We start from the raw sequence: 2,816 nt of genomic DNA, 5'->3' as shown, positions 1-2,816 counted from the left end.
CAGGATCGATGGCGTATTGCAGGAAGTGCTGACGCCGTCGCGCAAGCTCGCCGCGCCGCTGACCAGCCGGGTTAAGGTCATGGCGCGGCTGGATATTGCCGAGAAACGTATTCCGCAGGACGGGCGTATTTCGCTCTCAATCGGTGGCCGCTCTATCGATGTGCGCGTATCCACCCTGCCATCGCGCTATGGCGAGCGCGTCACCATGCGACTGCTGGATACGCGCAATGCGCTTCTCAGCCTCAACGATCTCGGCATGGATGACGACACGCTGAAGCGCTTCGCCGGCGTGCTCGCCCAGCCAAACGGCATCACGCTCGTCACAGGCCCAACCGGGTCTGGCAAGACGACGACGCTCTATTCAGCCCTGTCGGTGCTGAACAATGGCCAGCGCAATGTGATGACGCTGGAAGATCCGATCGAGTACGGCCTCGATGGCATCAGCCAGACCCAGATGCACCACAAAGTCGGCCTGACCTTCGCCGCCACACTGCGCGCGATTCTGCGCCATGATCCGGACGTCGTCATGGTCGGTGAGATACGAGATCTGGAAACGGCAAAAGTCGCTTTCGAATTTGCCTCCACTGGCCGCCCGGTGCTCTCCACGGTGCATACAAACAGCGCCGCCGGAGCGATTCAGCGCCTGCGCGATATGGGGATTGAGCCCTATGTGCTTGCGGCCACGATGCGCGCCGTGCTCGCCCAGCGCCTTGTGCGCCAGCTTTGCCATCATTGCCGCGCGCCGCATGAAGCGACATCTGACGAGAAGGCGATGTTCGGTATCCCGGATGATGAAGATCATACCTTCTACCGCCCGGCCGGTTGCATGAAGTGCGCGCAGACCGGCTATGAGGGCCGCCTCGGCGTCTATGAACTCCTGCTGGTCGATCAGGAGCTTCGCCAGCTCATCCGCGAGGATGCGTCCGAAGACCGGCTCGAAGAGCGCGCCTTTGCCCGGCACGACACGCTGTTCCGGAATGCGCGCCGCTATGTGACGGCCGGTGAGACGAGTGTCGAGGAAGTCCTGCGGGTCTGCCGCAAGGAGGAAGAGCGCAGTGGCGGTCTATGATTACCAGGCCATAGGCTCGGACGGCAAACGCACCTCAGGTGTGATCACCGCCGATTCCCCGCGCGCTGCGCGCAAGGAGTTGCGCCTGCGCCAGCTCTCGCCGCTCGACGTCACCGAAAGCCGCAAGGGGCTGAAAAAAGATTCCGTCACTGGCCATGACCAGCACCTGTCCGGCGGCGATCTCGTCGTCGCGACGCGCCAGCTCGCGCTGCTCGTGAAATCCGGCATGCCGGTCGAGGAGGCAATCGGATCGGTCGCTGCTGAGGCCGAAAAGCCGGCCACGCGCAAAGTTTTCATGGGCGTGCGCTCATCGATAACGGATGGCTATTCGGTGTCGGAGTCCCTCAACGGAGCGCCAAGGGCGTTTCCCGCTTTCTACCGGGCGGTTGTGTCTTCCGGCCAGTCATCGGGCCGGCTCGATGAGGTTCTGGAGCGGCTCGCCGCGCACCTGGAAAAATCGCGCAAGATGAAGAACAAGATCCTCTCAGCCCTGATCTATCCCATCGTGCTGAGCGTGATCGCGCTGTTCGTTGTGACGCTTCTGATGATCTTCGTGGTGCCTGCGATTGTCGAACAGTTCGATACGCTGGGCCAGGACCTGCCATGGCTGACCGACGCGGTCATAGCAATATCCGAATTCTTGCGGCGCTGGGGTGTCGTCGTGCTGCTTGGCCTGATTGCCGGCATATGGGGGCTGCGCCGCCTGTTCAAAACCAAACCCGCCGCAGAAGCGCGCGACCGGTTCATCCTGTCGCTTCCCGTCATCGGCAAGCTTTCACGCGGGGTCTCTGCGGCCGCTTTTGCGCGTACCTTTGCGACCCTCTCTGCCAGCGGCGCACCTGTGCCCGAATGCCTTGGCGCGGCGCGTAATGCCATGCGAAATACAGTCTTCCGCAAAGCCACCAGCAATGTCCGCCGCCGGGTGGAGGAGGGCTCTTCGCTTGCCCGCGCCATGCGCGCCGAGGAGGTCTTCCCGCCGATCCTGCTGCACATGGTGGCAAGCGGGGAACGCGGCGGCGACCTTGCCGGCATGATGGGCCGGGGCGCCGATTACCTCGAAGACGAATTCGACAATGCCACAACCATCGCGCTCGGCCTGCTCGAGCCGCTGATGATTGTCTTCCTGGCAGGCATCGTCGCACTGATCGTGTTATCCATCATGCTGCCCATTTTGCAGATCAATACGCTGGCCATTGGCTGAAGCGAACGGAGAAATCGAGATGAAAAAGACCCCCGTCAAAAGGCCGTCCAAACAGGCGGGCTTTACGTTGACCGAGATCATGGTGGTGATCTTCATTATCGGCCTGTTGTCGACTGTGGTCCTGTTCAACGTGCTCGGCGCGCGAACCGATGCGCAGGTCAAGACCGCGCGTACCAATGTCGCCGCGCTGACCAATGCGCTCGAGCAGTACAGCCTCGACATGTACGACTATCCGACAACGCAGCAGGGGCTAGAAGCGCTTGTCACGGAACCGGCCGATACCAGCACATCCGGCACATATCGTAAGGGCGGCTATATCCAGAAACTGCCGCTTGACCCGTGGGGCAGGCCCTTCGTCTATGAGCGCCCGGCAGAGCGCTCTGAAAAGGCCTATGACCTTTATTCGCTTGGCGCCGATGGCCAGGAAGGCGGCGAGGAAGAAAACGCAGATATCGGGAACTGGAACTAGAAGATGCGCGACCGGCCTGCTTCGCTCGCTCAGAAGGGCATGACGCTGGTCGAGGTGCTGCTGGTCGTCTTCATCAT

The 2,816-nt window shown here is 61.7% G+C and carries 4 protein-coding genes; all 4 read left to right on the top strand.

Translation table 11 applies throughout. The annotated features are described in order from the left end of the window. A partial coding sequence (locus WA989_RS00680; RefSeq protein ID WP_424338610.1) for a GspE/PulE family protein occupies positions 1 to 1,069 on the top strand: 1,069 nt, incomplete at its 5' end. Further along, complete coding sequence (gene gspF / locus WA989_RS00675; RefSeq protein WP_424338609.1) at positions 1,056 to 2,270, top strand: type II secretion system inner membrane protein GspF; 1,215 nt, start codon at positions 1,056 to 1,058, stop codon at positions 2,268 to 2,270. The genes WA989_RS00680 and gspF, both read left to right, overlap by 14 nt. A gap of 19 nt (positions 2,271 to 2,289) precedes the next feature. Continuing rightward, on the top strand, positions 2,290 to 2,739 hold the full coding sequence (gene gspG, locus WA989_RS00670) for a type II secretion system major pseudopilin GspG (protein WP_424338608.1): 450 nt from the start codon (positions 2,290 to 2,292) through the stop codon (positions 2,737 to 2,739). Positions 2,740 to 2,742: 3 nt separating this feature from the next. Further along, on the top strand, positions 2,743 to 2,816 hold a 74-nt coding region (locus WA989_RS00665), incomplete at its 3' end, for a type II secretion system protein (protein ID WP_424338611.1).

The sequence above is a fragment of the Henriciella sp. genome, assembly GCF_049649345.1.
Classification (GTDB): Bacteria; Pseudomonadota; Alphaproteobacteria; order Caulobacterales; family Hyphomonadaceae; genus Henriciella.
Note: the sequence above shows the minus strand (reverse complement) of the source record. Positions and strands in the feature narration are given on the sequence as shown.

What these genes read in the sequence shown, in the direction of transcription:
- gspG (WP_424338608.1), top strand. Translation starts at nt 2,290, where the DNA reads ATGAAAAAGACCCCCGTCAAAAGGCCGTCCAAACAGGCGGGCTTTACG.